Annotated in this window: 4 protein-coding genes; 2 read left to right on the forward strand and 2 right to left on the reverse strand. The window is 57.5% G+C overall.

Annotated elements, in window-relative coordinates; translation table 11 throughout:
* Positions 1–396, reverse strand: a 396-nt coding sequence (gene tnpA / locus ACYP5B_RS01665) for an IS66-like element accessory protein TnpA (protein WP_459568306.1), incomplete at its 3' end; no start/stop codon positions are given.
* A 1,349-nt stretch (positions 397–1,745) separates the two neighbouring features.
* On the opposite strand from tnpA, the gene ACYP5B_RS01670 reads away from it, so the two are divergent.
* The gene (locus ACYP5B_RS01670; protein WP_459568307.1) at positions 1,746–2,786 is read left to right on the forward strand and encodes a peptidoglycan DD-metalloendopeptidase family protein; all 1,041 of its coding nucleotides are present in this window, start codon (positions 1,746–1,748) and stop codon (positions 2,784–2,786) included.
* A gap of 159 nt (positions 2,787–2,945) precedes the next feature.
* Here ACYP5B_RS01670 and ACYP5B_RS01675 read toward each other — a convergent pair whose 3' ends face one another.
* The gene (locus ACYP5B_RS01675) at positions 2,946–4,091 is read right to left on the reverse strand and encodes an IS481 family transposase (RefSeq protein ID WP_459568308.1); all 1,146 of its coding nucleotides are present in this window, start codon (positions 4,089–4,091) and stop codon (positions 2,946–2,948) included.
* 93 nt (positions 4,092–4,184) lie between these two features.
* On the opposite strand from ACYP5B_RS01675, the gene ACYP5B_RS01680 reads away from it, so the two are divergent.
* On the forward strand, positions 4,185–4,548 hold a 364-nt coding region (locus ACYP5B_RS01680), incomplete at its 3' end, for an IS66 family transposase (RefSeq protein WP_459568309.1).

The raw sequence follows: 4,548 nt of genomic DNA on the forward strand, positions 1-4,548 counted from the left end.
GTCCAGTACGGTACGCAACGTGGCCGGGTCGACTGCCCCTTCAATGCGAATCACCGCTCGGCCCAAACGGATCTCAATGGCGCCGTGCGGCGGCGTTGGCTCGCAAACCGCAGCGGCCGGACTCATTGGCATCGGACCGGGTGGCGAGCTTGGATGTTCAACGGTCACCGGCAACAACACCGCGGCTTCCTGGCGCTGCTCCATTCGATAGCGTCGGCGCCAGGTGAACAGCATGTTCGCGTTGATGCCGTGCTCGCGCGCCAATTTCGATACCGAGACACCCGGCTCACACGCAGCGGCTGCCAACCGCCGCTTGAATTCCTCGCTGTGGTTCGGCCGGCCTTTGCGACTGCCGGCGACTGGTTCTTCCTGTGACTGTGACAAAGTAGTTCCCATCACTATTTGGTGGGAACTACTTTGGCGCCACTCTACTGAACGGTACAGACGGTGCTGGCGACTCGCTTACCTAAGTGCAGCGGCTGTCCAAGCATGCGCTGAAATGGCTGCGGGACGTCCATGATCAGTTCGCCCGCCACGGCGTGCGGCTGATCATCTTGCCAATGTGTTCGATGGCGCATAAAGCGACCAACGAAATTTCTGAGAGGACGCTAGCAGTCACTCGAGTCGGCGCGTCGACGCCGCATGCGGGAAAACACTGTACACGAACAGATTGACTCGAAATTTTCATTATCCTATTCTGAATTCAGAATTCTTTTATGAGTGTGGCGTACTAGCCGCTTGGTCAATGTTGCCGGCGAATATGATGGTGTTCGCGTATGGAGCAGCGAAGGACCCGGCAACAAGGCCAGTTACAGAACCTACGGGCTAATCATCGCCGCAGATTTGGCATTTGTGCGCAGATTATAAAATTTCGGTTTAGGGAATGTATGAGTTGGTTATTTTCAGCGCATCTAACATCCAATATTTTAAAGCGCTGCGAGGTTAATTCGGTCAATTGTTATATAAATTTATCTATTTGTTTCGATAATTAAAAATCGAGAATCGATATAATTAATTTAAAGAATCGTCACAAGTATCAAAAATGACTCAACTCAATAACCGAGAAATTTGTACGGATCGCATCACGTCGAGAATATGCCGATGAACGGATTAATACCATGGGGAAATAGAAATATGATTGGTGGAGTTGGCAACGAAGATCGCTATACGGACTAAACCTAGGTCAATGGAGACATCCGTAGCTACGAAAGCCTAATCGAAGTCGTGGAGATGAAAGTGAATACAGATGGAAAGTTACGCTGGCTAATCAACAAATGGTTTGCCTTCGAGCCTGGTGGGGCTATTCGGTCAACCCGGGCGCGCCGTGTCCGCTTCGCGTCGGGCGGTTGCGTGTGCGTCGAAGCGAACCACGCAGGCGGCTACGTTGCGATTTTCTTCTTCCGTCACGGCGATGGTTCGTGGCATGTCTTTCCTCCTGCTGCGAGGGTGGTTACTAATCCACAGGCTTGACCGATTGGTGAAAAGCTAGCTCACGGCCGCCGTTTGCTGCCCTGTCCTCCTTACGGAAGAGTAGCAGGGTGATGACGAGCGCTGGCATACCGACGCGTGTTACTTCATTGGCGGCCCGGCCTTCGCCGCTTCCTCTCCTACAGCCCGTTAGAGGGAACGTTCACCAAGGGTGGTGAATTTGCCCGGTTTCTTTCGAGAGCGGGGGCAGGTTATTCATCAACCAGGCGTGGCCTGATGACCCGTCACGAAAAGACGGAAAAGGTCAGCTGATCGGCATGCAGAAGACATTAATGGAAATCGCGAACCATACAGTAATCGACCTGATCTTCTTCGTTTTGGCCATCTACACTGGCTACTACATGATCCGGAGAGTAACGCTGGCACTGCAAAGGCCGATGATGGTACCCAATGCCATTCTGGCGTTCGCCCTTACCCTCTGCACGGCGGCCTCCATGGGCGCCCCTGGGCGTGCCGAATACGTCGAACATCAGGCTGCGGGCCTGCAGGGCATACGTCTGCCTGAGGTGCGCAATCGGCTCCAAAAACTGATCGATGCTAATGCCACTTATATTCGCGAGGAGGGAGGCACCATCGCCCCGCTGCTCAAGCGGCTCGGCCTGGACGCTCTCGACGCTGAGGAGTATATGCGCAGGAGCCCGGTAGCACGCGACATTTTCGATCTCCGGTCGGGGCGACGAGTGCAGGCGCAGGTCGACCAGAGCAATCAGCCTGTTTCACTGCAAGCCGACCTTGGCGGCGATGTGTCTGCCTCCCACGAACTAACCATCGAGCAGGCAGGCGACTTTGAGGAGCGGATCGATGGTCGTCGCGTGATGCGTGCCTTCCTGCGTTCTCCGGTGGAGTTTTCGCGCGTTTCCTCGGCATTTGGTGGACGATATCACCCCTTGCATCGTCATTGGACTCAGCACAATGGCGTGGACCTTGCCGCACCCGCTGGCACCCAGGTTTTCGCCACAGAAGACGGGATAGTCGAATTTATCGGCCGGCGAGGCGGCTACGGCAATCTCATCTTACTCAAGCACCAAAACGGCTTCTCCACTTCCTACGCACACTTGTCGAGATTCGCAGTTATCCACCGTGGGGAACTCGTCAGACGAGGACAACTAATCGGATATGTCGGGAAGACGGGATGCGCAACTGGGCCTCATTTACATTACGAGGTTAGATTTAACGATATACCACAGAACCCACTAAGTATTACACTAATAGGCACAACGGGCGCGAGCGCCAGGAGTTCATCGCGTACACCGGTGCTTTGCTCCGTCACATCAACGCGCTGTGCACCTATGATATGACCTCCAGCCACGACACATCGACATTGGATATCCCACGCGCCCCATGAACCTATATTATCCAGAGTTCTGGATAAGGCGCATTGCAGGAGACGCTTCTTTGAGATCGTGTATAGACCGGGGACATAGGTGACACATGTGCGAGGACATGGTTGACGCATTTTAAGCGGCATCGGGGTCGTTCAGGTCGATGCTTCCGAAGCGATGATGCGCGAAGTAAAGGGCATATCTGCCACTGTGTCTGGCGTCAGGCCGTAGCGCCACGTGCAGCTTGGCTAGGGCATTCGAAACCTTGAAGCGACGTCCCTGGAAACAAAGCTCACCGTGCCATTTGACCTGCACTACGGTGTCGTCGGGGCCGTATTCGATTGGCGGCAACCGCTCCGGATATGACCTCGGGCTGGGCCGATAGCGCGTGACAGGCGTCGCCAGGCCAAGTGCTTCGTGAGGTCGCTGTTGGTTGTAGACATCACGCCAGATATCGAATGCGCGCTGCGCATAACGGCAGGAAGCGAAGTCGTTGCCGGTGAGCACCTCGGCCTTAATGGTGCGGTGGAACCGCTCATCCTTGCCGTTGGTTTGTGGGTGCGCGGGGCGGCTATGGCTCAGGCGTACGCCCAGGCGAATCAGCCAGATCGCCAGGGCCGTGAGTTGGCCGGGTTGGGAAGGGCTGCCCCAGGGCGCACCATTGTCGGCGTTGATGCGCAGCGGCAGCCCATAGCGACGGAAGGCCTCGCGCAGATGGCGCTGCACCACTGCAGTCTGGGTCCTGGTGCAGGCCGTGAGCAGGATATTGAAGCGGGAATGGTCGTCCAGCACCGTCAGCGGGTAACACGGCACGCCGTCTCGGGTGGCAAACCAGCCCTTGTAGTCCATCTGCCAGAGATTGTTGGGCTCGGGATGCTCGAAACGCTGCCATGCCACCGATTTGGCAGAGGCCTCCGGGGTGATCAGCCCGTGGCGATGCAGGATCGAGGTGACAGTGCTGGGAGCCGGCACCTCGGTATGCCCCAGGTCCTGCAAGCGGCGGCTGATCTTGCGCCCGCCCCAGGCAGGATGCTGCTGGCGAAGCGCGATCACGGCCTGTTCAAGGTCGGCGTGGGTCTGTTCCGGGCTGCGACTGGGCCGCCGAGAGCGGTCGGCCAGACCGGCCTCGCCTTGCTCGGCATAGCGCGCGAGCCATTTGTAGGCGGTCTGGGGACTGATGCTGAAGCGCCGGCATAACTCGCGGCGATTACTGCCCTCCTGCTGGGCCAGGAGGATGAATTCTTGACGAAGGCTCATGGTGTCGCGCGTGCTCCAAGGCATGGTCGGATTCCGGGCAGGTTCATTGCCCGAAAGTGTCAACCATGTCCTCGCACACCTGTCACCTATGTCCCCGGTCTATACAAGATCGCCAAGGTGCAGAAGGCGCCCGGGTTGGCCGCGCAGGCGCTGGCGTGGATCGCCCAATTGTATGCTATCGAGGCCGGCATCAAGGACAAGCCACCGGATCACAAACTGGCCGTGCGGCAGGAGCAATCCGTGCCGCTGCTCGCCCAATTCCACCAGTGGCTGCTAGGCAATGCCCATGGCTTGCTGGCCAAGCAGCCGTTGGAGCTGGCCTTCGGCTATGCACTACGACATTGGCAGGCCCTCGTGCGCTACACCGAAAGCGGTATTCTGGAGGCGGACAACAATCGCCTCGAGCGCGCCATCCGCCCAATTGCCGTTGGCAGAGCGAATTTTATGTTCGTGGGCTCGCCGCGTGGCGGGCGTGCCGCCG

The sequence above is a fragment of the Cupriavidus sp. 8B genome, from assembly GCF_054589115.1.